The sequence below is a fragment of the Gillisia lutea genome, assembly GCF_021568705.1.
Classification (GTDB): domain Bacteria; phylum Bacteroidota; class Bacteroidia; order Flavobacteriales; family Flavobacteriaceae; genus Gillisia; species Gillisia lutea.
Genome location: NZ_JAKGTH010000010.1, coordinates 16,457 through 42,166, shown reverse-complemented (window position 1 = coordinate 42,166; position 25,710 = coordinate 16,457). Strand labels below are relative to the sequence as shown.

Genomic DNA, 25,710 nt, shown 5'->3' with positions numbered 1-25,710 from the left:
AAAAAATCCGACGAATAACATACAAATTATCCCCAATTTAAATTTTCATCATAATGAACAACATAAATCCACTTTTAGATAAGTTTGATACTGCTCCTTTTTCGAAAATAAAAACTGAGCATTTCAAGCCGGCCATTTTGGAAGGTATCAAATTAGCAAATAAGGAAATTGACAGCATAGTAAAACTGGAGGAAGAATCAAATTTTGAGAACACTATTGAAGCGCTCGAGTTTTCAGGAAAACAGTTGGATAGAATTACCAGTATATTCTTCAATTTAAATTCTGCTGAAACCAACGAAGAAATTCAGCGAATTGCGCATGAAGTTTCTCCATTACTGTCTGAGTTCAAAAATGATGTTATACTCAACAAAGCTCTTTTCACTAAAGTTAAACAAGTTTATACCAACAAGGAAAAACTCGGCCTTAACGCAGAACAGGAAATGCTTTTAGACAATAAGTATAAAGCCTTTACAAGAAACGGAGCGAACCTCCCTGAGGATAAAAAAAATGAGTTACGAGATATCGACAAGAAATTATCGGCCCTCACACTAAAATTCGGTGAAAATGTTTTAGCCGAAACAAATAGATTTGAGCTACAGGTAACTAATGAAGCTGACCTCGCCGGACTACCAGATCACTTAATTGAAGAAGCAGCTGCGGTAGCTAATCAAAAAAATAAAGAAGGATGGATATTTACACTCGAATACCCAAGCTACATCCCTTTTATGAAATATTCTCAAAATAGAGAATTAAGAAAGAAAATGGCTCTTGCATTTGGCGCTAAAGGTTTCCATAATGATGAGCTTGATAATCAAAAGAATGTTCTGGAAATCGCCAATCTTAGATTTAAAAGAGCAAAACTGCTAGGTTTTAACTCCCATGCAGCCTTTGTTTTAGAAGAAAGAATGGCTGAGACCCCCGAAAAAGTGGATACATTTTTAGAGGAATTACTAGAAAAAGCTAAACCTGCAGCTCAAAAGGAATTTAAAGAATTAGAATCTTTCGCTAAGGAACTCGACCACATAGATCATTTAGAAAAATGGGATGCAGCCTATTATCAGGAAAAATTAAAGCAGAAACTTTTTGATCTTGACGATGAAGTATTAAAACCATACTTCCAATTAGAAAAGGTCATAGATGGTGTGTTTACGGTTGCAAATAAATTATATGAACTTCATTTTACCGAGGTTTTTGATATAGATAAGTATCACCCTGACGTAAAAACCTATCGCGTTTCCAACAAAGATGAAGAAGAAGTGGCATTATTTTATGCCGATTTTCATCCCAGAGCAGGAAAAAGAGACGGGGCATGGATGACGGTTTACAAGTCGCAAGAAGTGAGCAACAATAAGAATGAGCGTCCGCACATTTCCATAGTATGCAACTTTTCAAAGCCATCTAAAACCTCCCCTTCTTTACTAACGTTTAATGAAGTTACTACATTATTCCATGAATTTGGACATGCTTTGCACGGAATGCTAGCAAATACAACATATCCCAGCCTTTCTGGCACAAGTGTTTACTGGGATTTTGTAGAGCTTCCAAGTCAGATTTTAGAAAATTGGTGTTACGAACCGGAGGCTCTTAAATTATTTGCCAAGCATTACAAAACCGGAGAAGTTATCCCACAGGAACTCGTTGATAAAATCAAGAAAGCTGCAAGTTTTCATGAAGGGATGGCCACTTTAAGACAAATAAGCTTTGGAAAATTGGATATGAGCTGGCACGCCATCAACCCTCAATTTGTTACTGATGTTAAAGCGCATGAAGATGAAGCCTTTGCGCCCACAAAACTTTACCCGAACGTTCAGGAAAATTGCATGAGCACCTCCTTCTCTCATATATTTCAGGGAGGATATTCTGCCGGTTACTATTCATATAAATGGGCGGAAGTACTGGATGCAGATGCTTTTGAATATTTTCAAGAAAAAGGGATTTTCAGTAAGGAAGTGGCGCAAAAATTCAAAGATCACGTGCTCTCTCAAGGAGGAACCAAACACCCTATGGATTTATACAAACTTTTCCGTGGAAAAGAACCTCAGCCGGATGCATTATTAAAAAGAGCGGGACTTATTAAAAAATAAGTCCCTTCTAGGTACTGTTCAACCTAATTTCTTATAAGCTATATCCACATTCCAAGTTTTCTTTTTATTATTTTTGAGAATCTTATGCTAAACGCTTATGTCTACAAATAAAATCGACCCAACCAAATGGGTAGATAAATACTCTGATTATCTCTTCAACTATACAATAGTTAGAGTTAATGACAGGGAAATAGCGAATGACCTTATCTCAGAAACCTTTCTTGCCGGACTTAAGTCTATGAAGAATTTTAAAGGAGAGGCGAGTGAACGCACCTGGCTTATCTCCATTCTTAAAAGAAAGATTATAGATCATTATAGAAGAATAAATTCTAAGAAAGGGCAAGCAGAGGTTAGAATTAAATATTCTGATGATTCTAATGAAGGAGACTGGCTGGAAGAGCAAGCCCCCGACAGATTAGACATGACTGCGGAAGACATTATGGAGAATGAAGAATTAGGCTTAGCCATTATTAGATGTATGGAAAACCTTCCTGAAAAACAGGCTAAAATATTTAAAATGAAAACCATTGAAGGTTTTGATACCGAGGCAATTTGTAATGAGTTTAATATCACACCGTCTAATCTCTGGGTTATAATTCACAGAGCGCGAACTACTTTAGCGCAATGTTTGGAAAAAAACTGGTTTTAATATGAGTAAATTTAAATCTATATTTGTTGACTGCTCGAAGGCTGGAAACTGCTGTGATAAAGCACAGTACAACGAAGCTTCTCTTCCTGAGAAAGTTAAAATGCTCGTGCATTTGGCACTTTGCAAACCCTGTAGAAAATATTCAAATAAGAATACCAAACTTACTAAATTGATAAAAGACTGCGATTTAAAAACGTGTACAGAAGAAGAGAAACAGGCTTGGAAAGAAAAAATTAAACAGGAAATCGCTTTAAAGGATAGAGGTTAGTATAACCAATAGCAATAAATAAAAAATAGGTATTGCCTCGACCCAGAAAGAAGAATAATATTTCGACTGTGTTATTGAGGCATATTTAAGTAACAGGATAACCAATCCAGCCATAATATTGATGCTAATTAGTTCAGGAAAGCCGGAATTATTCTTCAAAAATTCCAGCAACACAAAACCTCCAATCACTATTATCCCAATTATTCTAGTTCCTTTCACTCCAAATTGCTGAGGAATAGTTCCTAATTGAGCCATATCAAACCTCAAGTCTCTAATCTCAAAGGGTAGAGTTATGGCAAAAATCAAGCAGAAATTTTGTACAAATAGTAAAAGCACATCCTTTTGCCATAGATCTATATACGCCACTAAAGGAAGTAACACCGTGGCTCCTGCCCATACGAAAGCAATAACAAATATTTTAACCCCCGTTAAACCCCGTAAATTGGTGTTTCCCGAGAAAACAGGTAAAGCATATAACATAGTAAACAAACCTAACAATGCTGAAACGGTTAAAACCGCATAAGGTTGATGGAAGGTAAAAAATATTAAGCCTAAAAAAGCCAAAAAAGAAAACACCTGAATAATTCTTAGGTTCTTTGCCAGGCTAGCATGATGCAGTTTGGCTATGCCGGCATACTTCACAAAATTATACCCGGTTATCGATGCCAAAAATATGTACAATAGGATATGCCAATCTATCGCCAGTTCAAATCTTTTTAAGCTAATAACAGCCAATGAAACCACAGCTAGAGCAACATGAACACTGCTATTTATATAGAGATTGAACCACTTTGCTAAGCTTTGCATAAAATAGAATTATAGTGAGCAAAACATCCTCTCAACTTCCTATAAAATCTTAACATGCCTAAGTCTTTAAATTGTAAAAATTTACGTTTAAAATATGTAATTTCGCAGCACAAAACACAACATACTTTTAATGAGAACAGATTCTTTTGCCTTAAGACATATAGGACCTAAAGAAAGTGACCTTTCAGAAATGTTATCTACCGCAGGTGTCACCTCTTTGGACCAATTAATTTATGAAACACTTCCGGATGATATTAGGTTAAAATCACCATTAAACCTTCCCCCGGCTTTAAGCGAAAATGAATATGCCGAACACATTGGCGAACTTTCCAAAAAAAATAAAGTTTACAAAACTTATATTGGCCTAGGTTACCACCAAGCAATTTTACCTGCGGTTATTCAACGCAATATACTGGAAAATCCGGGATGGTATACCGCTTACACTCCTTATCAGGCAGAAATCGCTCAGGGAAGATTGGAAGCCTTGTTGAATTTCCAAACTATGGTAAGCGACCTAACGGGAATGGAACTTGCCAACGCATCTCTTTTAGATGAGTCTACAGCCGCAGCAGAAGCTATGGCATTATTACTGGCAGTAAGAGATCGTGATCAGAAAAAAAATGACGTAGTAAAGTTCTTTGTTTCAGAAGAAGTACTACCTCAAACAATTTCCTTATTGGAAACAAGAGCAATCCCATTAGGGATTGAGCTAGTAATTGGAGATCACACCCAATTTGATTTTTCTTCCGAATTTTTTGGAGCAATCCTTCAATATCCAGGAAAATTAGGCCAGATTTTCAATTACACCTCTTTCGTTTCAAAATGTAAGGATGCCAATATCAAAACAGTCGTTGCGGCTGATATTTTAAGTTTGGTGAAATTACAGGCTCCAGGTGAACTTGGTGTAGATGTAGTAGTAGGAACCACTCAACGTTTTGGTATTCCTTTAGGATATGGCGGCCCTCACGCAGCCTACTTTGCTACCAGAGAAGAATACAAAAGAAATATTCCGGGAAGAATTATTGGGGTAACAAAAGACACCAACGGGAATCGCGCCCTTAGAATGGCACTACAAACCCGAGAACAACATATAAAAAGAGATAAAGCTACTTCCAACATTTGTACTGCACAAGTACTTTTAGCGGTAATGGCTGGAATGTATGCTGTGTATCACGGACCTAAAGGACTGGAATATATCGCTGATACAGTCCATAAATCTGCATTAAGTTTAAATAGCAAATTAAAAGAGCTAGGCTTTGAGCAAAAAAATGCTTCTTATTTTGACACCCTGCAAGTAAAAGCCAATGCTTCTGCAGTAAAAAATCTAGCAGAAGAAAATAACATCAACTTCTATTATCCAGATGCTGAAACGGTTGTAATTGCATTAAATGAAACAACAACTGTTGCCGACCTAAATAAGATCGTTTCTATCTTTTCGGAAGTTGCTGATAAAGAAATTGCAAAAATTGAGAACTTACTTGTTGGAAATGCTATTCCCGAAGAGATCAACCGCAAGAAGGAGTTTTTAACCAATGAAGTTTTCAACTCGTATCATTCTGAAACCGAATTGATGCGCTACATCAAAAAGCTGGAACGTAAGGATCTTTCATTGAATCATTCTATGATCGCTTTAGGCTCTTGTACCATGAAGTTGAACGCGGCTTCTGAAATGCTTCCTTTAAGCAACCCTAACTGGGGGAATATTCACCCATTTGTACCTGTAGACCAAGCTGAAGGCTATCAAATAGTGCTTAAGAGGTTAGAAGATCAACTAACAGAGATTACCGGGTTTTCAGGAACTTCACTCCAACCAAATTCCGGTGCACAGGGAGAATATGCAGGTTTGATGGTAATTAGAGCTTACCATGAATCTAGAGGAGAAGCTCATAGAAACATTTGTTTGATCCCATCTTCTGCCCACGGTACTAATCCTGCATCAGCAGTAATGGCGGGAATGAAAGTGGTAGTTACCAAAGCTACCAAAGAAGGAAATATCGATCTGGAAGACCTAAAAGAAAAAGCATTACAGCATAAAGATAATCTTGCTGCTTTAATGGTTACTTACCCTTCTACTCATGGAGTTTTTGAATCGGCCATTAAGGAGATTACAAAACTTATTCACGACAATGGCGGGCAAGTTTATATGGATGGTGCTAATATGAATGCTCAGGTTGGTTTAACAAATCCGGGAGCTATTGGAGCTGATGTTTGTCACCTCAACCTGCACAAAACCTTTGCTATTCCTCACGGAGGTGGCGGTCCGGGTGTAGGACCAATTTGCGTTGCTAAACAGTTGCTTCCATTTTTACCTGGAAATCCTGTTATTGAAACTGGAGGTGAGAATGCCATTACAGCAATTTCATCAGCCCCATGGGGATCGGCATTGGTTTGTCTAATCTCTTACGGGTATATTACTATGTTAGGAAGTAAAGGTTTGCAAAAATCTACAGAATATGCTATTCTGAACGCTAATTACATCAAAGCACGTTTAACCGATCATTATCAAACACTATATTCCGGAGAACGTGGAAGAGCTGCACATGAAATGATCCTGGATTGTCGACCTTTTAAGAATAATGGTATTGAAGTAGTGGATATTGCGAAACGTTTAATGGATTACGGATTCCATGCTCCTACTGTTTCATTCCCCGTAGCAGGAACTCTTATGATAGAGCCTACTGAAAGTGAAAGCAAAGCTGAGTTAGACCGATTTTGCGATGCCTTGATCTCAATTAGAAAGGAAATTTCTTTGTCTACGACAGAAGACACGAGCAATATTCTAAAGAATGCACCTCACACAATGGCGATGCTAACAGCAGACACTTGGGAATTTTCATATTCCAGAGAACAGGCGGCATATCCATTAGATTACGTAGCCGATAATAAGTTTTGGCCAACAGTAAGAAGGGTAGACGATGCATATGGAGACAGAAATTTAATTTGTACCTGTGCACCAATTGAAGAATATATGGATGCCTAATTTCCATAAAATCGTCAAAAAACCCTGTTTATCAGGGTTTTTTGATTTATTACTAATTTAACCGCATTTAAAATATTGAATTAGCAATTTGATTCATTTATACTATTGAATTGGCAAAAGGATTCAAAAATTGCATTTTGCGGGAGTTTACTTAAATTGCTTTTAGTAATTTAGTTTATATTATCTAAAATAATTTTGTTTCAATGAGCATAAAAATTACAGGACTGGGAAGTTATATTCCTAATTTGAAAAGGAAGAATTCCGATTTTCTACAACATGAGTTCTTAAATGCAGATGGGTCCAAATTTCCTCATGATAATGCCACCACTATTTCCAAGTTTAAGGCAATCACAGGTATAGAAGAACGCAGATATTTGGAAGAAGACTTATGCACCTCAGACATGGCAACTTTAGCCGCTAAGAGAGCTATTGAAACTTCTGGTATCGATCCTGAAACTTTAGACTACATAATTATTGCCCACAATTATGGAGATGTTAAACATGGAAGTATACAAAGTGATGCCGTACCTAGCATTGCCACCCGCGTTAAACATAATTTAAAAATCAAGAACCCGAGCTGTGTGGGGTATGATGTACTTTTTGGGTGTCCGGGTTGGATAGAAGCCGTAATTCAGGCTCAAGCCTTCATGCAATGTGGAATGGCAAAAAAATGCTTAGTTATAGGAGCTGAAGCCCTTTCCAGAGTTGTAGATATTCACGATAGAGACTCCATGATATTTTCAGATGGTGCCGGTGCTGCTGTTCTTGAAATTACTAATGAACCTGGAGGGATCTTATCTCATGAATCTGCTACCTTCGCTTATGAAGAGGCTCATCATATTTATTTTGGCGGTTCCAATAAGGGAGACCAGCAGGACAGTACTCGTTTCATAAAGATGAACGGACGAAAGATCTATGAATTCGCATTAAAAGAAGTACCGAAAGCAATGGCTTCCTGCCTTCTAAAAAGCGGTAAGAGCATCGAGGATGTGAAAAAGATATTTATCCATCAGGCCAATGAAAAAATGGATGATGCTATTATTTCCCGTTTTTACAAATTACATAAGCTTAAAGCTCCTGAAAATGTAATGCCAATGAGCATTCAGGAATTGGGTAATAGCAGTGTCGCAACCGTGCCTACCTTGTTAGATCTTGTTGTGAATGGTCATATTGAAAACCAGGAACTCAATAAAGGTGATATTATCATTCTTGCCAGTGTTGGGGCGGGTATGAATATAAACGCCATTGTTTACGAGTATTAATATGTACGAACAAAGTTTTCCCAACAAGAGGTTTAAAAAAACATTAGAATTCTTAGAAAATGCCGTTGCTCCTCCAGCCAAAGTACTGGATTTAGGAGTAGCCAACCCATTTTCAAAGATCATGAAAGATCATAACTATGATGTAACTAATACTTTAGGTGAAGATCTAGACGTGGACACTAATGCAGTAAAATCCAATGAATATGATCTCGTGACTGCTTTCGAAATATTTGAGCATCTTATTGCCCCCTACAATGTGCTAAAAGACATTAAAGCTTCTAAATTGGTTGCAACAGTTCCTTTAAATTTATGGTTCGCCAATGCCTATAGAAGTAAAACCGATATGAGGGATAGGCATTATCATGAATTTGAAGATTGGCAATTTGACTGGTTGTTGGAAAAGGCCGGATGGAAGATCAAAAAAACTGAAAAATGGACAAATCCTGTAAAGCAACTTGGTTTCCGTCCTTTACTTAGAACTTTTACGCCTAGATATTACGCTGTATACGCTGAAAGATAAACTTAAAACGAATCCTTCTTTTTCAGTTTGATTCAATAAACTCCAGATCAGGCTTTGAAAATCTATATTGTTATTCCCGCTCATAATGAAGCAGAGAACATCTCCAGAACTTTGGAATCTCTGATCGTTCAAACTTTACTACCTAAAAAAATAATTGTAGTAAATGATCAATCTACCGATAAAACAGCTGAGATTGTTTTAAAATTTGCCGAAAAATTCAACTTTATCTCCTTAGTAAACAGCTCTTCTTCTGAGGCGCACTTACCAGGAAGTAAAGTAATTAATGCTTTCTACAAAGGTTATGAGCAGCTGGATGAGCATTATGATATCATTTGTAAGTTTGATGCCGATCTTATTTTTCCGGAAAATTATTTAGAGACCCTAGTTTCACATTTCAAAAATGATTTAAAAGTAGGAATGTGTGGTGGATATTGTTCTATTTTGAAAGATGACAACTGGGAGATAGAGAAGCTAACAGGAAAAGATCACATTCGTGGAGCTTTGAAGGCATACAGAAAAACTTGTTTTCTGCAAATAGGAAAATTAAAACCTGCCATGGGCTGGGATACTGCCGATGAACTCCTTGCGCTATACCATGGATGGAGAATAAAGGTTGATCCCACTTTGATAGTGAAGCATTTAAAACCCACCGCATCGACCTATAATAAGGCTTCCAAATATAAGCAAGGAGAAGCTTTTTACAGATTGCGCTACGGGTTAGCAATAAGCCTAATTGCATCGGCTAAGCTTGCCTTTTTAAAGAAAGACCTGTCGCTTTTCAAAGATTATATTAGCGGTTACTATAAAGCTAAAAAAGAAAAACGACCCTTTCTTGTTTCAGAAGAAGAAGGTCGTTTTATAAGAAAACTTCGTTGGCAAAAAATGCGCAGCAAACTTTTGTAACTAGTTATCTAAAAGTGTCGATAAAGGGATACCGGTAGTTGAATTAGGAAATTCTATCCCTAACAATGCTGAGATCGTGGGTGCGATGTCAATCACTTCCGATCGTTTTGTAGTAGCTCCATGAGGAATTCCTTTTCCGAAGAATAACAAAGGCGCATGAGTATCATAAGAGAACCCGCTCCCGTGCGTAGAACCTGTTTTAGAATAGGTAATAGTAGCAGGCTCTAGAATCAAAATCACATCTCCGCTTCGTTTTTGATTAAATCCATTTTGAACTAACGCCGCAGCGCCGTTATTGAAATCGCTATCCTGCATCTGAGTTCTGGTGAACACATTGTTAACCTGCGGATATTGCAAAATAAAACGAGCTATCACCTTTTCCAATTTCTCCACATCCAGCTTAGCGTTTTCAATAGCCTCATAATTGAAGAAGATCTGAGAATTTGAAACCATTTCTATAAGATCATCTTCCTTGAATCTTTCTTTCACAAATTCTTTTAAACGCTCGTCAAAAACAGCATCATCAAAATAACCTGAGGGTATATTTACAGATGCCAGGTAAGAAGGTACATCTCCTCCCCCATGATCGGCAGTAAGAAAAAGCGTATAATTCCCCTCACCTACTTTTTCATCTAAAGCCTTTAGCAAACGAGCCAGATCAAGGTCTAATCGTAAATATGCGTCTTCAATTTCTTTAGAGTTTACCCCAAAATTATGTCCAATATAATCAGTACTTGAAAAGCTTACCGTTAAAAAATCGGTGTAATCATCTTTTCCAAGGTTCTCACCATTTAATGCAGCAATAGCAAAATCGGTAGTTATAGAGTTACCATATGGGGTTTCTTTTAAAAGGTCGAATTGTCCATTTTCAGCCTGCAGCTTTGGAAGATCATAAGGAAAGGTTGCGAATTCCTGACCTACATAACCGGTTTCAAACACATTTTTATCGGCTCCGCTTTCGGTATATTCTTCAATATTTAATAGTGTATTCCAAGGCTTCATATAAGAAGTAACAATTCCTGATTTATTAAAATCTTTCACCCACTTTGGAAGATCCTTCATATAGTAAGAACTGGTTATAAACTTCCCCTCATCTTTACCATGAAACCAATACGCTGCATTAGCAGTGTGCCCGGCCGGCAATATCGCTCCGCGATCCTTCAATGCAATTCCAATGGTCTTACCGCGCATTTCAGTGAATAATCTGTTCTCATCGCTCACGGTTGTTGACATCATTCTTCGAGGAGACATTTTTCCAGCGGCGTTTTTTGTTCCTACCGATTCCACACTATCATCACTTGTACAATACACGAATTGAGATTCGTTTTTATCATACCATGCATTTCCAATTATCCCATGATTTTCGGGAGAAGTTCCTGTATAAATAGATGTATGCCCAGGAGCAGTATAAGTTGGAATATAATTGAAATGATTATTCTTGAAATTATATCCTTCTTTTATGAGTCTTTTAAAGCCATCTTCTCCATATTTATTCCAAAACCTTGAGAGATAATCATACCTCATCTGGTCCACCACCACTCCAACCACCAACTTTGGTTTGTTAGGATTTAAAGAAGAATCACTTTTAACTTGAGCCTTTAAAGAAAAGATACTTAATGAGATAAATAAAACTAGGAAGAAATTTTTCATGTGTACTATTCAAAATAATTTGTCTTCAAAAATACTAAACAATGACGGGTTAAAGATTAATTCTTCGTTAAATACTTTCCGGCTAAAAAATAGTATTTTAGCTTTACAAAAATTCATGGATGAGCTATCTATATTCAATTGGTGAATATTTTTTAATGATAAAAGGAGTGTTTGGAAGAATGACCAAACGTTCTGTATTAAAAGAGTTGATTTTCAAAGAAATCAACGAATTGATTATGGGCTCTTTGGGGATTGTTTCCTTTATCTCCTTTTTTATAGGAGGTGTTGTAGCCATTCAAACTGCACTGAATTTAAATAATCCACTTATACCGAAAACACTTATTGCTTTTGCGGCAAGACAGTCTATTATATTGGAATTTGCACCTACCTTCATTTCTATTATCATGGCAGGAAAAGTAGGCTCCTTTATCACATCGAGTATAGGATCTATGCGAGTAACCGAACAGATAGATGCTCTGGAAGTAATGGGAATTAACTCATTAAACTATCTTATTTTTCCAAAAATTGTTGCAATGCTCACCTATCCATTTGTAATAGCAATTTCAATGTTTTTAGGAATTATGGGCGCTTATGCAGCTGCAGTTTTTGGGGGTTTTGTAGGATCGGATGCTTTTGTAACCGGTTTACAAGATGGATTTATTGGTTTCCATGTAGTATACGCATTCTTTAAAACATTTTTATTTGCTATGATACTTGCTACTATACCCGCATATCATGGTTATTATATGAAAGGTGGTGCTCTTGAAGTGGGACATGCAAGTACTACTTCTTTTGTATGGACCAGTGTGGTTATTATTATAGTAAATTACATAGTTACCCAATTATTATTAAGCTAATGATAGAAGTTAAAGACCTACATAAAAGTTTTAATGGCGAAGAAATTCTGAAAGGAATAGACTTTGTTTTTGAAAGCGGTAAAACTAATCTTATCATTGGTCAGTCGGGATCTGGTAAAAGTGTACTGCTAAAATGTATGCTGGGACTATTTAAGCCCGACCAGGGAGTAATTGAGTATAATGGAAAAGCATATTCCAACTTTACAGATGAAGAGCAAAGAGAACTTCGTAAAGAGATTGGAATGGTGTTTCAAGGAGGAGCGCTGTTTGATTCTATGACGGTAGAAGAAAATGTTATGTTTCCCCTACGAATGTTTACCAAACAGCGTAAAAAAGATTTAAAAAATCGGGTAGCCGAGGTTTTAGAAAGAGTGAATTTAACGGGTTCAGAAAATAAATTTCCTGCAGAGATAAGTGGTGGTATGCAAAAAAGAGTCTCAATAGCCAGAGCTATTGTAAACAAACCAAAATACTTATTTTGTGACGAACCTAACTCAGGATTGGACCCTAAAACTGCCACTGTAATTGATAATCTCATTCAGGAGATTACTAAAGAAAACGATATTACTACCGTTATCATAACGCATGATATGAACTCGGTATTGGAGATTGGTGAGCGCATTGCTTTCCTGAAAGATGGTATTCTAGCCTGGAAAGGGGATAAATCTCAGATATTTAAGACAGATGACAAAACCGTAACCGATTTTGTATACTCCTCTAATCTCTTTCAAAAAGTTAGAAAAGCCCAGCAGCAGGGAATGTAATTAGTTCATGGAGCGAACGGCTACCGTATCCATTTTCAATCTCATACTTAACCATTGTTGAATCTTTTTGGCTTCCGCAGTTTTTATTCGGCTAGCTGTATTTTCTTTCCAAGTAATGGAAAATGTTGGTATCGTATCAATTTTAGTGAAATTTGTACTAATCAAATTAGCAAAACCCAAGCCTTCTACTCTATCGTAATTCACCTTGATTTCCTTACTAATATCGTTAAAAGAAAAAGCCTCAACTTTATATTTTAAAAGTTCATTTTCCAAGAATGAGATTCGAGCATCTTTATTTTCCACCAGCTCCTGATTCTTTACATAGAGATCTTCCAAAATACCACTTCTTACTTGAGATGACAGGGCCGATATATCTTCAGTTTGAGCGGCTCCTTGGTGCACTATGAGTTTAGCATCCTTTAGCTTATCAACTTTACTCAATTGTTCATTCCATGATATAATTGTAGGCTCGGGAACATTGTTTCCAATAAGATATACTTCAATCTCCTTAGAATTAAAATCCTGATTAGACTTAATGATTTCCGTTCCACTATAATGTACTACATCATTTAAAAATTCACGAGTTTTACTTTCAAATACCTGTTTATTCAATAAGTTCAAAAATAAAATCACACTGGGTATCATAACCACTACTGCAATGCTCGAAGCTATTTGTGCTATGAGTCTTCTTCGTTTACTATTTGCATATCTAACCAAAGGGAAGCCTAAGAGTTTTGACACTACAAATGTTGTAAGTGCAATAAACACAGCATTAATAGAGAATAGGTAAAGCGCTCCAGTAGCATAGCGAATATTCCCTATAGCCAGCCCATAACCCACGGTACATAACGGTGGCATTAAAGCAGTAGCAATAGCAACTCCAAAAATTACACTTGCAATGGTTCCTCTTTTGGTCTTTGCAACAATTAAGGCCAAGCCTCCAAAAATAGCAACCAGTACGTCTAATATGGTGGGATACGTCCTTGCAATTAACTCTGGGGTTTCCTCCTTTACCGGGGAAATAAGAAAGTAGATGTAAGCAGTAATAACACTTAAGCCAACCATTACCCCCAAGTTAATAAAGGACTTTTTAAGCGTATCTATATCATTTATTGCAACAGATAGCCCAACACCTACAATTGGACCCATAAGTGGCGAAATTAACATGGCACCAATTACAACCGCTGCACTACTAACATTTAAGCCAATAGAAGCAACAAAGATTGAAAATATGAGAATCCAGGCATTATGACCTTTAAAAGAAATATCTTTTTTAATAGCCTCTACAGTAGACTCTCTATCGGTATCGTTACGAATATCTAGTAGTTCGGAAATAAAAGCTTTAATGCTCTCCCAAATACCACCAGCTTGTGAAAAATCGCTTTGATCCGTTTTCTCAGGAGGTGGGTTACTACCAATATTATCTTTATTCTCCATAATTAACCTAAATTTTCACCATGCTTTTTAATGACGGATTCCCGGATATTCTTAATATCCTGTTCTTTTTCTTTAGGCACTATTAAGAGCACCTCTTCATCATCAACTACAATATAATCCTCAAGTCCATCAAGAACCACAACTTTGTGCTTATGAGTATAAACCATATTTCCTTTAGACTCCATCGGAATCAAAGATGAATTCACCACGGCATTATCATAATCATCTTTGGCCAATTCTGAATGCAGGGCACCCCATGTTCCTAAGTCATTCCAATCAAAAGAGGCAGGAATTAAATATACGCTATCTGATTTCTCCATGATAGCATAATCTATTGAAATGTTTTGCGCCTTAGGATAGGTTTCATTTATAAACGCGCGCTCCCTTTTAGAGTTAAGTTCCTCATAACCCTCATTAAAAAGATGGAACATTTCAGGAAGATAGCTTAAAAAGGAATCACTAATAAAAGAGGCTTTCCATATAAATATTCCGGCATTCCATAAATAGTTTCCTTCCTCTAAAAACTTTCGTGCATTTCTTAAGGTTGGCTTTTCAGTAAATTTCACCACCTTCTGAAGGCATTTATCTGCTTCTTCTTTAAATTGGATATACCCGTAACCAGTATTGGCAAAAGTAGGTTTAATACCGAGAGTGATAAGCATATCATTTTCAGCAACAGCTTCAAACGAGGTTTTTATATCATTTGCAAAAGCCTCATCATCCTGTATCCAATGGTCGCTTGGGGCCACTAACATAATGGCATCAGGATTTTTCTTTTTAATCTTCAATGCAGCTAATAAGATACACGGTGCAGTATTTCGCATAGCTGGCTCAAGAATGATCTGATCCTTGGTTATTTCAGGTAGTTGTTGCTGGACCAAATCAAGATATTCATCATTGGTAAGAATAAGTATATTCTCATAAGGCACGGTGTTGGTTAGCCTGTTAAATGTGCGTTGTAACAAGGTTTCCCCTACACCAAGCATATCATGAAATTGCTTTGGGAATTTTGAGGTGCTTACAGGCCAGAATCTGGAACCAACTCCCCCAGCCATTATAACAGCGTAATAATTCTTGTTGTAATTATTCATTAAAATGATAATTTTTAAAATTTAGCCCAGTATTAATTCCACCTGGGCATTGGGCTGAAAAAGATAGATCTTACCAGACTCCACATCTAGACATTCATAACGTTTCCTACGCACCGGCCCTTTTTTAAAAACCTTTCCATTATAAATTCGGAAAAGGCTTCCTGAAGGAACTTCAAAAATATAATTTTTATCGGTCTCCGGATCAAAATTCTTTAGGGCAATAGATAGTCTTGCGTCGGTATCACTACTCGCTGTAGGATTTTTAAAATGATTTGCTATTAAAGGCAAAAGATGACTTGGGAAAATCTCTGGCCGAATAAAAGGTAACATCAATTGCTGAAAAGTGAATTTCCACTCCTTTCCATGTGGCTTAATGGTTCTTCCAAATTTTTTAAAAGCTATTAAATGTGCTATTTCATGAACCGTTGTTATTAAGAATCGGAATTTATTGAGACTGGCGTTTATAGTGATTTGATGATTCCCATCGGGCATTCTTCTATAATCTCCATGTCTGGTAACTCGCTCATTTACAATTTTTAGATGCACATTATGAGCTTGTATCATTTCATAAATAGCCGGAACAGAATGACTGGGAAGATATTTTTCTAAAATATGAATCATCAGCAATTAATCTAGGGAGTACTGTTGGAGACCTGTAAAAGTTTTCCGTTATAATATTTATTTCCGGTTAAGCTAAATTCAACTATATACTCGGCCATTTCAAAAGCTGAAAGAGGGGCTTTATAACCAGGAAATGCTTCCTCGAGCATTTCGGTTTGCACGGCTCCTAATGCCAATACATTAAACGAAGGCCCTTTCTCTTTAAATTCTTCTGCTAACATCTCTGTTAAGGTTATAAGAGCTCCTTTACTTGAGCTATAAGCAGCAAGACCAGGAAACTTCATACTTCCAACAACCCCACCCATACTGCTAATGTTTACAACATGCCCGGTAGCGTCCATACATGGAACGACCTTTTGAATTAAAGCTGCTACTCCAAAAACATTAGTATTATATACCTTTTTAAAATCATCCACACTTAACTCCATGAAAGGTTTATTGACTATGGCACCAGCATTATTAACTAAAATATCCACTTTCCCCCAATCCTTTAAAATTATCGAGATATTCTCAAGATCTTCATCTGAAGTTATATCAAAAGAAACAGCTTTAACCTTGGGTAATTTAAGCGATTCAATACCGTTTATATTTCTGGAAAGCGCAAGCACATTATGCCCTGCCTTAGAAAACAGACGGATCATCTCTAAACCTATCCCACGACTAGCGCCTGTTACTATTATATTTTTCATTAATCGTTTAATTTTATTTCCTTTTCTGAAGTGTTCAACATAGCATAAATACCGGGGAAAACTTTATTAACGGTGGTAGCCATATGCTCCATATTCATTTTACTCGCTTCGTCACCCACATGATGATAATAATCAAAATTAGTGAAATCGAAACTACTTATTGTTTGGGCAGGTACCTTAAATTCCTGGTAAAAAGGATAATTATCACTACGCATGAATAAATTATATTCTTTGGCCTGAGGTAAAAATCCCAGAACTTTTTCTTTAGAATATTCATTAAATTTATCCGCCAGATTAGATTCCTCGTACCCGGTTATATACACCTGATAATCCTTGTTAACCATAGGAACACCAATCATTTCAATATTGAACATCGCATAGAGATCCAATCCTGCTTCCTTAAGTCTTTTAGACAAATGTTTAGAACCCATTAGGCCCATTTCTTCAGCAGAAAAAAGTGTAAATAATACACTGCGCCTATTTGATTTAAGCCTGGAAAGCTCCTTTGCTAACTCTAAAACCGCAACGGTTCCGGCAGCATCATCATTAGCTCCATTAGCAATCGAATCATTATCAACTACTTTTCCTATTCCAATATGATCGTAGTGCGCACCAATAATCACAAATTCCTTCTTAAGAACTGGATCGTTCCCTTCCAGCATTCCAACCACGTTATATCCCACAACATTTTTCACCTCAAAACTGTCTCGATAGGTTTCAAAATAAGGTTGGATATTATTATCTGTGAAAAATTTTTCGATATACGAGGCTGCTTTATCGATCCCATCTGTACCCGTTTCCCTTCCTCTCAGGTCGTCTGACGCAAGATATTCCATATTCCTTTTAATAGAAGCTACAGAAGTTTGAATCTCAGGAACACTATTATAAGATTCGGAAATAATTACCTTTTCACTAACAGCAGTCTGACTGCTATTGCAGGAAATAAAAATAGCCAAAGAGGCTAATACACTAATTTTAAATAGAAATTTGCTCATAAAGTTAAAGATAAAAAAATCCCGCAAGAGAGCGGGATTTTATCAACAATATTGTTTTGAAACGCTGTCTATGCAAGCATAGTAACAGGATTTTCAAGATAACTTTTTAAAGTCTGTAAAAATGCAGCACCAGTGGCTCCATCTACAGTTCTATGATCACAAGCTAAGGTCACTTTCATAGTGTTCCCAACTACAATTTGGCCATTTTTAACAACCGGTTTTTCAACTATAGCTCCAACAGAAAGAATGGCTGAATTTGGCTGATTGATGATACTTGTAAATTCGGAGATACCGAACATTCCGAGGTTGGAAACCGTAAAAGTACTTCCTTCCATTTCTGCAGGTTGTAATTTTTTGTTTCTGGCCTTACCGGCAAGATCCCTAACCTGCGCTCCTATTTGAGTATAACTCATTTGATCGGCGAACTTAAGAACTGGCACCACTAACCCTTCATCTACAGCAACAGCAACCCCCATATGAATATGCTTCGCTATTCTTGTAGCTTCGCCCGTCCATTGTGAATTCACCTTCGGGTGCTTTCTAAGCGCCATAGCAGAAGCTTTAATCACCATATCGTTAAATGAAACCTTCACATCAGGAAGTTCATTAATTTGCTTTCTAGAAGCCATGGCAGTTTCCATGTTTATCTCTACTGTTAAATAGTAGTGAGGCGCAGTAAATTTAGATTCTCCTAAACGCTTCGCAATGGTTTTACGCATTTGAGAATTCTTAATCTCCTCAAACTCTTCTTCTCCGGCAGGAGTGTACACCTGAACAGCAGGTGCTGCTGTTTTTGGAGCGTCAGCCGTTGCAGGAGCCGATTTTTTAGACGGAGTAAAAGCTTCGATATCTTTTTTAACGATGCGACCGTTCTCTCCAGATCCGGTTACTTCAGAAAGATCGATTCCTTTATCTTCAGCCATCTTCTTAGCTAAAGGAGAGATAAAAATTCTTCCACCATCTTTAGTTGAAGATTTTTCCTTAGTAGTCTCCTCCTTACTATCAGAAACAGCTTCTTCTTTCGTCGAATCGTCCTGTTTTGTTTCTCTCTTTTTAGCAGAAGATGCACCAGCTTTTCCTATGTTTGAAACATCAGTCCCTGCAGGCCCTATTATAGCTAATAAGCTATCAACTTTAGCCGTTTCCCCTTCAGCAATACCAATTTTAAGAATTGTTCCTTCATAAAAGGATTCAAATTCCATGGTTGCTTTATCGGTTTCAATTTCAGCTAAAATATCTCCTTCTTCTACTTTATCTCCTTCTTGTTTTAACCACTTAGCAACAGTTCCTTCTTCCATAGTATCACTCAGCCTAGGCATTGTGATTACTTCCACTCCTTCTGGGACATCCCCAGACGAAGTTTCTTCCGAAGATTCATTAGTTTCAGCACTTTCAGCTTTCTCTTTCTTATCTTCTGAATCCTTCTTAGGAGCAGCAGCCTTATCTTCAGCTTTTGCACCGCCTCCAATTAAAGCGGAAATATCTTCCCCTTCTTCACCAATAATTGCAAGCAACGTATCTACCGGAGCAGTTTCCCCTTCAGGAATACCAACATGCAGAAGTGTTCCTTCATAAAAGGATTCAAACTCCATTGTTGCCTTATCTGTTTCAATTTCAGCAAGAATATCACCTTCCTCTACTTTATCTCCTTCTTTTTTCAACCACTTCGCAACAACCCCTTCTTCCATGGTGTCGCTTAAGCGTGGCATGTTTATTACTTCGGCCATATCTACTCTACTTTATGTGATGTGAATGGGTAATCTTTTTGTTCGTATACAACGTCGTACATCACGTTCTTATCCGGATAATCTGATTCATCAGCAAACTTTTCACATTCACTCACTAAATCTTTTACGCGCTCATCTATAGCTTTGATTTCCTTCTCGGTTGCGTATTTCTTATCTTTTATAATATCCAAAACCTGAGTAATTGGATCTATCTTTTGATATTCAGCAACTTCATCTTTTGTACGATATTTCTGAGCATCACTCATAGAATGCCCTCTATATCGATATGTTTTCAATTCTAAGAAAGTTGGTCCTTCTCCTCGTCTGGCTCTGCTAATAGCTTCATCCATTGCTTCCGCAACTTTTACAGGATTCATGGCATCTACTGCAGAACATGGCATATCGTACCCAAGACCTAATTTATAGATATCGGTGCTTTTAGATGTACGCGCTACAGAAGTTCCCATAGCATACCCATTATTCTCTACACAGAATACTACTGGTAAATTCCAATTTACAGCCATATTCAAAGTTTCGTGAAGCGAACCTTGACGCACTGCTCCATCTCCCATATAAGTAAGAGTTACAGCATCTCTTTTAAAATATTTATCGGCAAATGCAAGACCCGCTCCTAATGGAATTTGACCTCCAACAATTCCATGACCACCATAAAAACGGTGCTCTTTGGAAAAAATATGCATAGAACCTCCTAAACCTTGAGATGTTCCAGTCTTTTTACCATAAAGCTCAGCCATTACTCTTCGAGGGTCTACCCCCATTCCAATTGGCTGGACATGATTTCTATAAGCAGTAATCATTCTATCTTTTTCCAGATCCATAGCGTGTAGAGATCCTGCCAAAATAGCTTCCTGACCGTTATATAAGTGCAAGAAACCTCGAACTTTTTGCTGAATATAAACCTGAGCGAGTTTGTCTTCAAACTTTCGCCAAAAAAGCATATCCTCGTACCACTTCAAATAAGTAGCTTTGGTAATTTTCTTCATTTGCAATATAATTTAAGGCCAAACATTTAGGATTTTGTCTAGCGGAAAACAAAAATACTATTTTCAATAAGAATGGAAAACAGTTTTATAACTAAAAAAATGCGAAAACGTTATAGATAGGAATTATCGAACATAAGAGGCAATAATTCTTTTAAAGAATTAGACCTTACCACCTTTCCGGTTTCACCCATAAAATAGATCTCAATTGGAGATTCCTGCTTAACCTCATACTCTGCAATTGCCTGTCTACATGCACCGCAAGGCGCAATAGGTGACTCGACTGGATGCTTGATAGACTTGGCCGAAATAGCGATCTTCTGAATCTTAGCTGTAGGGTATTTAGCCCCAGCAAAATAAATTGCAGTTCTTTCTGCGCACAATCCAGATGGGTAAGAAGCATTTTCCTGATTACTTCCAGGAACAACCTCTCCGTTATCTAATAGAATTGCTGCTCCTACATAAAACTGTGAGTAAGGCGCATATGCCGTATCTCTGGCATGAAACGCCTCCTTCATTAGAGCCTGAACATCTTTTGAAAGATCTTCAAACGTATCAAAAACTTCCAAAGTAGAAGTTATAGTAATTGATTTCATTAATTAATCAGGTGTTTGCCTGGCTATATATCAAGTATATAAAATATGAATATCGATACAACTAAGAAGATAGATTAAATCATCTTATTAGTTACTTTCATATTCCTCGCCAAAATTAAATGTTAGTCCAAATCTAAGCGTACCTTCTAAAGGGCTTACAACTTTGGATGTTGAGAATAAATAAGACACGTCAATTATTACAGGAGCATATTTGAAACCAGCCCCAATAGCTACAAACTTCCTGGAACCTTTCGTATCACTTTCATTAAAATAGCCAGATCTTAAGGTAAATGTTTCCTGAAACACATATTCAGCACCTACGGCCCAGGTCACTTCTCTCATCTCTTCACCAAAACCATCGGGAGCATCTCCAAAGGACTTAAAAATTCCTTCAATAGCTCCAATATTGTTATATTCCTCTTCATCACTTCTATCAATAACACCATCGTTATTAAAATCCTGAGGAGTAGGCACTAATAATTTATTCAACTCAAAATACGTCCCCAATCGGTTAGAAGGATCAAATATAAAGTCGAAACCCGCACCAGCTTTAAAGTTTGTCGGAATAAAATTTTCCTGACCAACTTCATCGTATTTAATTTTGGGTCCGATATTAGATATATTTGCTCCTGCACGCACTCTACCATCAAAATTAGCAAAAACGATATTGGGGCTCTGGTAAAAAGCCGCAACGTCCACTCCAAAGGTTGAAGCCGCATCGGAGTCTTCATTATTCACCGCTAGTTTTAAGTCTGATCTAAGATAGCGTCCAACGACAGCCATAGAAAATTCCTCACTTAATTTTAAAGCATAAGAAAAATCCAAAGTGAGCTCATTAGGACTAAGCAACAATGGATTTTCTCCAAAACTACCCTGAGTTTCTATAGAACCTAAACTAAAATATCTCAAACTAGCTGCAATTGCACTCTTTTCATTCACTTTATTGAAATAGGTAAGATTTCCTAAGAATATATCATTCACTATATTACTTAAGTAAGGGGTATAGGAAACACCTATTCCCTGCTCACTAGTTATAAAAGCATATTTGGCAGCATTCCATTGTTGAGAGAAGGCATCTGCAGAAGTAGCAACACCCAGATCACCCATTCCGGCCGCCCTTGCATCAGCGGCAATCAATAAAAAAGGAACTGCGGTAGTAATTACCCTATCCCGTTCATCCTGAGCAAAAATCTGAGATTTAGATAGCAATGCAAAACCAAGAAGTAGAATTGTAATTTTTCTCATCACACGATTTATATTAAACAAATATATATTTTTATTCTTGTTAAGACACACCCTATCAGCAAATTTCAACTAATTCCACCGGAGCTCATCTAATTTTACAGGCGTATTTATAACTGTTTTTCATTTATATTATTGCTCGACATAACTTTAATGTAATAAGTATTTATAAAAATCGCCTTCCAAAAATTAAGAATTTGATATTTTTGCGACAAATACGCTCATTAGGACGAGGCTTGCAGCATCAAGAATATTAGACATTTATAGTATTTTGAATCTAATAAAATAATCTTGTATTTTTGGCGTTAATTACTATATTGCAAGGCCTAAATGACTACAAAAAGAGATCAATAATATGAGGACCAATGTTGCCTTTAAAACGCTATTTACTATTGCCTTAGGGCTTAGTATTGTAAGCTGTAACAATTCCAAAAATTACAAAAACAACTCTCGTGCAACGGGTTGGGACATTAACTCCAAAGATGGAGGTTTCCAATACAAAACCGACTATAAGGAACAGGAAACCGGACCCGGGCTTGTTTTTATTGAAGGCGGAACCTTTACTATGGGACGCGTACAAGATGATGTAATGCACGATTGGAACAATTCTCCAACGCAACAACATGTGCAGTCATTCTATATGGATGAGACAGAAGTTACCAATGTTATGTACATGGAATATTTAGATTGGTTAAAAAACATCTTCCCTCCTAGCGAACCAAATTATAAGAATATATATGCAGGTGCAGTTCCTGATACCTTGGTTTGGAGAAACCGTTTAGGTTTTAATGAAACTATGGTGAACAACTACTTGCGTCACCCAGCTTATGCAGACTACCCGGTGGTTGGAGTTAACTGGATACAGGCTGTAGAATTTAGTAAATGGAGAACAAATCGAGTTAATGAGCTAAGATTAGAAGAAGAAGGTTATACTAAAGAAGGAGCTCGTTATTCGGATGTTAGTGCAGGTTCAACATTCGATACGGAGACTTACTTAAATGCTCCAACGCAAGCTTACGGAGGTAATGATGAAATTACCCGAGGAGGTAAGAATGCTGATAAACTAGGAACTTCTTCTGATAGCACCGATGCCAAAAACATTTACATTCAACGTAAAGATGGAGTACTTTTACCTGAATACCGTTTACCTACAGAAGCCGAATGGGAATATGCTGCGTTAGGCTTGGTAGGAATTAGAAATTATAATGCATATCGTGGAAGAAAGAAATATCCATGGGATGGTCAATACACTCGTTCTGGCGACGTGAAAAAACAAGGTGATCAGTTAGCCAACTTTAAGCAAGGTGAAGGTGATTACGGAGGAATAGCAGGATGGAGCGACGATGGGGCCGATATTACTGCCGAGGTTAAATCTTACGAGCCGAACGATTATGGTCTATATGACATGGCTGGAAATGTATCAGAATGGGTAGCAGACGTTTACAGACCTATAGTTGATGATGAATTTAATGATTTCAACTACTATCGCGGGAATGTTTACACAAAGAACGCTATAAATGAAGACGGAACAATTAAGGTAGTAACCCCAGAAAATGTACAGTATGACACGCTAAGCAGCGGTAGAATTGTAGCGCGTGCCCTACCAGGAGAAATTGCTCAGGAGCCAATTAGTGAAATGGATACTTATCTTAGAACTAATTTTAATGAAAGTGATAACCGTAATTACAGAGATGGTGATAAAAGCTCTTCAAGATATTACGAGCCTTTCGCTGAAATTTCAAGCGACTCTAAAAGAATGTATAACTCTCCACAATTCGTAACCGATACTGACAGTATTGGGAATGTTAAACCTAAGTATGACGCCTCTAAACGAACTACTTTAGTAAGTGATGAAGTTAGAGTATATAAAGGAGGTTCATGGAGAGATCGCGCTTACTGGTTAGATCCTGCACAAAGAAGATATTTCCCACAAGATATGGCAACAGACTATATCGGGTTCAGAAATGCAATGTCCAGAGTAGGTTCGAAATCTAAAGACAATAACAAGACAGCAAGAAATTAATCTTTCTTAAACCAATAGAGAACGGTTTAAAAAGTACAACATTCATTTAGCTGATTTATTCAGCTTCTTATAATAAGGGTTTCCAGTTATAAGAATTATAGTTTTTGGTTTATCTTCAAAACTTTTAAATGAATAGGTACTTTTTGAACCGTTTTTTAATACCCAAAAATAGGTTCTATGGAAATAAATCAGCTATATCAAATATTCCTTCAAAGTAAGGGAGTTGCTACTGATACTAGAAGCATTCAAACCAAACAACTTTTCTTCGCACTTAAAGGTGATAATTTTAACGGAAATCTTTTTGCTGAACAGGCTGTAGCTAAAAGTCAGTATTATGCTGTAGTCGATGATGAAGAATTAGCAAAAGATGATCGATATATTCTTGTAAGTAATACATTAGAAACCTTAGCTACGCTAGCAAATTATCACAGGAATCAACTCGGTATTCCTATCTTAGCTATAACAGGAAGCAACGGTAAAACCACCACCAAAGAACTTATTCATGCAGTGCTTAGAAGAAAATTTGAGACTGTAGCAACACTTGGAAACCTTAACAATCATATCGGGGTCCCGCTCACATTGTTTTCAATGAAAGAAACTACCGAGTTTGGAATTGTAGAAATGGGAGCTAATCGCCCAAAGGAAATTGAAGCTTTATGTAAGATCGCAAACCCTGACTTTGGGTATATTACGAATTTCGGTAAAGCACACCTGGAAGGTTTTGGCAGTATTGAAGGAGTTATAAAAGCGAAAAGCGAACTATACACTTATTTAAAGGATAATTCAAAACTGCTTTTTCTTAATCTGGACGATCCTATACAGAAGAAACAATTAGCGTATAAAAATACTTTTTCCTTCGGAAGCGCCCCAGATGCAGACATGCAGGTTAACTATTCCAACAATAGTCAAACTGCTCAGGTAGTAGTAAAGGACACTCTTTACACCAGTTTGCTTACAGGGAATTACAACGCAATAAATATAGCTGCCGCAATAAGTGTTGGGCACTATTTCAAAGTTCCTAAAGAAGCAATTAAAAAAGCTATAGCCGGCTACACCCCAAAGAACAATCGCTCGCAAATAATAAAACTGGGAAAAACCTCCCTACTCATGGATGCCTATAATGCAAATCCAACAAGTATGACAGCAGCCTTAAACAGTTTCAATAAGTATGCAGCAGTAAATAAGACAGTCATTTTAGGAGATATGTTTGAACTTGGAACATCAGCTGCCGAAGAACATCAAAACATAGCAAATCTTGCACTAGATATGGATTTTGAACAGATCTATTTAGTGGGTGAGAATTTTAATCAAGTTAAAAATACAGATAACAGAATTCGAAAATTTTCCAAATTTAGCGAGTTAGAACAAACACTTATCGATACAGATTTGTCTAATCGATTTATACTTATAAAGGGTTCGCGAGGAATGGCGTTAGAAAGGATTGTAGAGGTATTGAAGCGAAAGGAAGCATAAATGCATAGTTAATCTCAAAAAAAGGGCTTCCTAATGGGAGCCCTTTTTTTTATAGATTAATATTTTCAAAC

General features: G+C 37.0%; 22 protein-coding genes. 11 read left to right on the top strand and 11 right to left on the bottom strand.

Annotated features, from left to right (window positions below; translation table 11 throughout):
* The first annotated feature begins 53 nt into the window (after positions 1 to 53).
* The 3 genes from L1I30_RS11220 to L1I30_RS11210 all read left to right on the top strand — a co-directional run bounded on the left by L1I30_RS11220 (position 54) and on the right by L1I30_RS11210 (position 3,001).
* Positions 54 to 2,084 (top strand): M3 family metallopeptidase, encoded by a 2,031-nt coding sequence (locus L1I30_RS11220; protein ID WP_236134389.1) that lies wholly within the window; start codon positions 54 to 56, stop codon positions 2,082 to 2,084.
* 97 nt (positions 2,085 to 2,181) lie between these two features.
* Positions 2,182 to 2,733 (top strand): sigma-70 family RNA polymerase sigma factor, encoded by a 552-nt coding sequence (locus L1I30_RS11215; RefSeq protein WP_236134388.1) that lies wholly within the window; start codon positions 2,182 to 2,184, stop codon positions 2,731 to 2,733.
* Position 2,734: 1 nt separating this feature from the next.
* Positions 2,735 to 3,001, top strand: a complete 267-nt coding sequence (locus tag L1I30_RS11210; protein WP_236134387.1) for a hypothetical protein — start codon at positions 2,735 to 2,737, stop codon at positions 2,999 to 3,001.
* Here the strand turns inward: L1I30_RS11210 and L1I30_RS11205 are convergent.
* Positions 2,984 to 3,808 carry a UbiA prenyltransferase family protein gene (locus tag L1I30_RS11205; protein WP_236134386.1) on the bottom strand — a complete coding sequence of 275 codons (825 nt, stop codon included), beginning with the start codon at positions 3,806 to 3,808 and terminating at the stop codon, positions 2,984 to 2,986. The genes L1I30_RS11210 and L1I30_RS11205 overlap by 18 nt on opposite strands.
* 130 nt (positions 3,809 to 3,938) lie before the next feature.
* Between L1I30_RS11205 and gcvP the strand changes: the two genes are divergently transcribed.
* The 4 genes from gcvP to L1I30_RS11185 all read left to right on the top strand — a co-directional run bounded on the left by gcvP (position 3,939) and on the right by L1I30_RS11185 (position 9,473).
* The gene (gcvP, locus tag L1I30_RS11200; RefSeq protein WP_236134385.1) at positions 3,939 to 6,788 is read left to right on the top strand and encodes an aminomethyl-transferring glycine dehydrogenase; all 2,850 of its coding nucleotides are present in this window, start codon (positions 3,939 to 3,941) and stop codon (positions 6,786 to 6,788) included.
* Positions 6,789 to 6,991: 203 nt separating this feature from the next.
* Positions 6,992 to 8,050, top strand: coding sequence for a 3-oxoacyl-ACP synthase III family protein (locus L1I30_RS11195; protein WP_236134384.1), 1,059 nt, complete (start codon positions 6,992 to 6,994; stop codon positions 8,048 to 8,050).
* Position 8,051: 1 nt separating this feature from the next.
* A complete protein-coding gene (locus L1I30_RS11190; protein ID WP_236134383.1) occupies positions 8,052 to 8,570 on the top strand; it encodes a class I SAM-dependent methyltransferase in 519 nt (172 codons plus the stop codon).
* Between the two features lie 54 nt (positions 8,571 to 8,624).
* The gene (locus L1I30_RS11185) at positions 8,625 to 9,473 is read left to right on the top strand and encodes a glycosyltransferase family 2 protein (protein WP_236134382.1); all 849 of its coding nucleotides are present in this window, start codon (positions 8,625 to 8,627) and stop codon (positions 9,471 to 9,473) included.
* Here the strand turns inward: L1I30_RS11185 and pafA are convergent, their stop codons facing one another.
* Complete coding sequence (gene pafA, locus L1I30_RS11180) at positions 9,474 to 11,123, bottom strand: alkaline phosphatase PafA (RefSeq protein ID WP_236134381.1); 1,650 nt, start codon at positions 11,121 to 11,123, stop codon at positions 9,474 to 9,476.
* 119 nt (positions 11,124 to 11,242) lie between these two features.
* Between pafA and L1I30_RS11175 the strand changes: the two genes are divergently transcribed.
* Positions 11,243 to 11,980, top strand: a complete 738-nt coding sequence (locus tag L1I30_RS11175) for an MlaE family ABC transporter permease (protein WP_236134380.1) — start codon at positions 11,243 to 11,245, stop codon at positions 11,978 to 11,980.
* Complete coding sequence (locus tag L1I30_RS11170; protein ID WP_236134379.1) at positions 11,980 to 12,744, top strand: ABC transporter ATP-binding protein; 765 nt, start codon at positions 11,980 to 11,982, stop codon at positions 12,742 to 12,744. The genes L1I30_RS11175 and L1I30_RS11170 overlap by 1 nt, the downstream gene beginning before the upstream one ends.
* Here L1I30_RS11170 and L1I30_RS11165 read toward each other — a convergent pair whose 3' ends face one another.
* The 9 genes from L1I30_RS11165 to porV all read right to left on the bottom strand — a co-directional run bounded on the left by L1I30_RS11165 (position 12,745) and on the right by porV (position 22,146).
* Positions 12,745 to 14,181, bottom strand: a complete 1,437-nt coding sequence (locus L1I30_RS11165; RefSeq protein ID WP_236134378.1) for a DUF389 domain-containing protein — start codon at positions 14,179 to 14,181, stop codon at positions 12,745 to 12,747.
* A gap of 2 nt (positions 14,182 to 14,183) precedes the next feature.
* Positions 14,184 to 15,272: a mannose-1-phosphate guanylyltransferase gene (locus tag L1I30_RS11160; RefSeq protein WP_236134377.1), complete on the bottom strand. Its 1,089-nt coding sequence runs from the start codon at positions 15,270 to 15,272 to the stop codon at positions 14,184 to 14,186.
* Positions 15,273 to 15,293: 21 nt separating this feature from the next.
* Positions 15,294 to 15,893 (bottom strand): SprT-like domain-containing protein, encoded by a 600-nt coding sequence (locus L1I30_RS11155; protein WP_236134376.1) that lies wholly within the window; start codon positions 15,891 to 15,893, stop codon positions 15,294 to 15,296.
* Between the two features lie 11 nt (positions 15,894 to 15,904).
* Complete coding sequence (locus L1I30_RS11150) at positions 15,905 to 16,582, bottom strand: SDR family NAD(P)-dependent oxidoreductase (protein ID WP_236134375.1); 678 nt, start codon at positions 16,580 to 16,582, stop codon at positions 15,905 to 15,907.
* The gene (locus tag L1I30_RS11145) at positions 16,582 to 17,577 is read right to left on the bottom strand and encodes a M20/M25/M40 family metallo-hydrolase (protein WP_236134374.1); all 996 of its coding nucleotides are present in this window, start codon (positions 17,575 to 17,577) and stop codon (positions 16,582 to 16,584) included. The genes L1I30_RS11150 and L1I30_RS11145 overlap by 1 nt, the downstream gene beginning before the upstream one ends.
* Positions 17,578 to 17,645: 68 nt before the next feature.
* Complete coding sequence (locus L1I30_RS11140) at positions 17,646 to 19,304, bottom strand: pyruvate dehydrogenase complex dihydrolipoamide acetyltransferase (RefSeq protein ID WP_236134373.1); 1,659 nt, start codon at positions 19,302 to 19,304, stop codon at positions 17,646 to 17,648.
* 2 nt (positions 19,305 to 19,306) lie between these two features.
* Entirely contained in the window at positions 19,307 to 20,308 is a 1,002-nt protein-coding gene (gene pdhA / locus L1I30_RS11135) for a pyruvate dehydrogenase (acetyl-transferring) E1 component subunit alpha (RefSeq protein ID WP_236134372.1), read from the bottom strand.
* 110 nt (positions 20,309 to 20,418) lie between these two features.
* Positions 20,419 to 20,901 carry a cytidine deaminase gene (gene cdd / locus L1I30_RS11130; protein ID WP_236134371.1) on the bottom strand — a complete coding sequence of 161 codons (483 nt, stop codon included), beginning with the start codon at positions 20,899 to 20,901 and terminating at the stop codon, positions 20,419 to 20,421.
* An 87-nt stretch (positions 20,902 to 20,988) separates the two neighbouring features.
* On the bottom strand, positions 20,989 to 22,146 hold the full coding sequence (gene porV, locus L1I30_RS11125) for a type IX secretion system outer membrane channel protein PorV (protein WP_236134370.1): 1,158 nt from the start codon (positions 22,144 to 22,146) through the stop codon (positions 20,989 to 20,991).
* Positions 22,147 to 22,498: 352 nt separating this feature from the next.
* On the opposite strand from porV, the gene gldJ reads away from it, so the two are divergent.
* Positions 22,499 to 24,166, top strand: coding sequence for a gliding motility lipoprotein GldJ (gene gldJ, locus L1I30_RS11120; protein WP_236134369.1), 1,668 nt, complete (start codon positions 22,499 to 22,501; stop codon positions 24,164 to 24,166).
* A 177-nt stretch (positions 24,167 to 24,343) separates the two neighbouring features.
* Entirely contained in the window at positions 24,344 to 25,639 is a 1,296-nt protein-coding gene (locus tag L1I30_RS11115; RefSeq protein ID WP_236134368.1) for a UDP-N-acetylmuramoyl-tripeptide--D-alanyl-D-alanine ligase, read from the top strand.
* Positions 25,640 to 25,710: the final 71 nt, after the last annotated feature.

What these genes read in the sequence shown, in the direction of transcription:
- pafA (WP_236134381.1), bottom strand. Translation starts at nt 11,123, where the DNA reads ATGAAAAATTTCTTCCTAGTTTTATTTATCTCATTAAGTATCTTTTCT.
- L1I30_RS11165 (WP_236134378.1), bottom strand. Translation starts at nt 14,181, where the DNA reads ATGGAGAATAAAGATAATATTGGTAGTAACCCACCTCCTGAGAAAACG.
- L1I30_RS11155 (WP_236134376.1), bottom strand. Translation starts at nt 15,893, where the DNA reads ATGATTCATATTTTAGAAAAATATCTTCCCAGTCATTCTGTTCCGGCT.
- L1I30_RS11210 (WP_236134387.1), top strand. Translation starts at nt 2,735, where the DNA reads ATGAGTAAATTTAAATCTATATTTGTTGACTGCTCGAAGGCTGGAAAC.
- L1I30_RS11115 (WP_236134368.1), top strand. Translation starts at nt 24,344, where the DNA reads ATGGAAATAAATCAGCTATATCAAATATTCCTTCAAAGTAAGGGAGTT.
- gcvP (WP_236134385.1), top strand. Translation starts at nt 3,939, where the DNA reads ATGAGAACAGATTCTTTTGCCTTAAGACATATAGGACCTAAAGAAAGT.
- L1I30_RS11145 (WP_236134374.1), bottom strand. Translation starts at nt 17,577, where the DNA reads ATGAGCAAATTTCTATTTAAAATTAGTGTATTAGCCTCTTTGGCTATT.
- L1I30_RS11150 (WP_236134375.1), bottom strand. Translation starts at nt 16,582, where the DNA reads ATGAAAAATATAATAGTAACAGGCGCTAGTCGTGGGATAGGTTTAGAG.
- gldJ (WP_236134369.1), top strand. Translation starts at nt 22,499, where the DNA reads ATGAGGACCAATGTTGCCTTTAAAACGCTATTTACTATTGCCTTAGGG.
- L1I30_RS11220 (WP_236134389.1), top strand. Translation starts at nt 54, where the DNA reads ATGAACAACATAAATCCACTTTTAGATAAGTTTGATACTGCTCCTTTT.
- cdd (WP_236134371.1), bottom strand. Translation starts at nt 20,901, where the DNA reads ATGAAATCAATTACTATAACTTCTACTTTGGAAGTTTTTGATACGTTT.
- L1I30_RS11205 (WP_236134386.1), bottom strand. Translation starts at nt 3,808, where the DNA reads ATGCAAAGCTTAGCAAAGTGGTTCAATCTCTATATAAATAGCAGTGTT.
- L1I30_RS11140 (WP_236134373.1), bottom strand. Translation starts at nt 19,304, where the DNA reads ATGGCCGAAGTAATAAACATGCCACGCTTAAGCGACACCATGGAAGAA.
- L1I30_RS11190 (WP_236134383.1), top strand. Translation starts at nt 8,052, where the DNA reads ATGTACGAACAAAGTTTTCCCAACAAGAGGTTTAAAAAAACATTAGAA.
- L1I30_RS11195 (WP_236134384.1), top strand. Translation starts at nt 6,992, where the DNA reads ATGAGCATAAAAATTACAGGACTGGGAAGTTATATTCCTAATTTGAAA.
- porV (WP_236134370.1), bottom strand. Translation starts at nt 22,146, where the DNA reads ATGAGAAAAATTACAATTCTACTTCTTGGTTTTGCATTGCTATCTAAA.
- L1I30_RS11175 (WP_236134380.1), top strand. Translation starts at nt 11,243, where the DNA reads ATGAGCTATCTATATTCAATTGGTGAATATTTTTTAATGATAAAAGGA.
- L1I30_RS11170 (WP_236134379.1), top strand. Translation starts at nt 11,980, where the DNA reads ATGATAGAAGTTAAAGACCTACATAAAAGTTTTAATGGCGAAGAAATT.
- L1I30_RS11215 (WP_236134388.1), top strand. Translation starts at nt 2,182, where the DNA reads ATGTCTACAAATAAAATCGACCCAACCAAATGGGTAGATAAATACTCT.
- pdhA (WP_236134372.1), bottom strand. Translation starts at nt 20,308, where the DNA reads ATGAAGAAAATTACCAAAGCTACTTATTTGAAGTGGTACGAGGATATG.
- L1I30_RS11160 (WP_236134377.1), bottom strand. Translation starts at nt 15,272, where the DNA reads ATGAATAATTACAACAAGAATTATTACGCTGTTATAATGGCTGGGGGA.